Raw genomic sequence first — 919 nt, 5'->3', positions numbered from 1 at the left:
GCTGCCCCACACCGACCCGGTGATCGGCTTCAACTACCTCGGCCGACTCGGAGCCGCAGCCGGCGAGGCATCCGAAACGCTATGGCGGATCAGCCCCGAGGGCATCTCACTGACCGGTGCCGCCGCCGCGGTGCCCCTACCGCTGGCCCACACCATCGAACTCAACGCCGCCACCGAAGACACCGACACCGGCCCCCTGCTACACGCCACCTGGACCTGGGCGCCCTCGGCACTCGACCACACCCAAGCCACCCGCCTAGCCCAGCTGTGGTTCGACGCCCTCACCGGCATCTGCGCCCACGTGCGCGCCGGAGGCGGCGGCCTGACCCCCTCGGACATCACACCCGCCCGCCTGACCCAACACCAACTCGACCAACTCCACCAGCAACACCCAATCACCGACGTACTACCCCTGACCCCCTTACAAGAAGGCCTGCTCTTCCACGCCAGCACAGCGCACACCAACGATGACATCTACGCGGTGCAACTGGCTTTCACGGTGACCGGCCCGCTCGAGTACTACCGGTTGCGGGACGCGGTGCACGCGGTCATCACCCGTCACCCTCATCTGGCGGCCCGGTTCTGCGGACAGTTCGAGCGGCCGGTGCAGGTCATCCCAGCCGACCCCGCGCCTGGTTGGCGATACGTCGACCTATCCGACGCCGTCGATCTTGATGAGCAGGTGCACCGGGTGTGCGCTGCCGAACGCGCCGCGGTGTGCAAGCTGGCCGACGAACCGGCTTTTCGGGTGGCATTGATCCGCACTGGCGAAGACCGGCACCGGTTTGTGATGACCAATCACCACATCGTGGTGGATGGCTGGTCGCTGCCCATCCTGTTGGGCGAGATCTTCGCCGGCTACTACGGGCAGCACCTACCCGCACCCGCCCCCTATCGCAGCTTTGTCACCTGGCTGGCC

At 67.1% G+C, this 919-nt stretch carries 1 protein-coding gene; it reads left to right on the top strand.

Going from position 1 to position 919, the window contains the following annotated elements; genetic code table 11:
• Window positions 1-919: condensation domain-containing protein (locus tag BST14_RS28150; protein ID WP_245845837.1), on the top strand; the 919-nt coding region annotated here is incomplete at both ends.

Source organism: Mycobacterium arosiense ATCC BAA-1401 = DSM 45069 (genome assembly GCF_002086125.1).
Taxonomy (GTDB): Bacteria; Actinomycetota; Actinomycetes; order Mycobacteriales; family Mycobacteriaceae; genus Mycobacterium; species Mycobacterium arosiense.
This window is presented reverse-complemented; position numbering and strand designations above follow the sequence as displayed.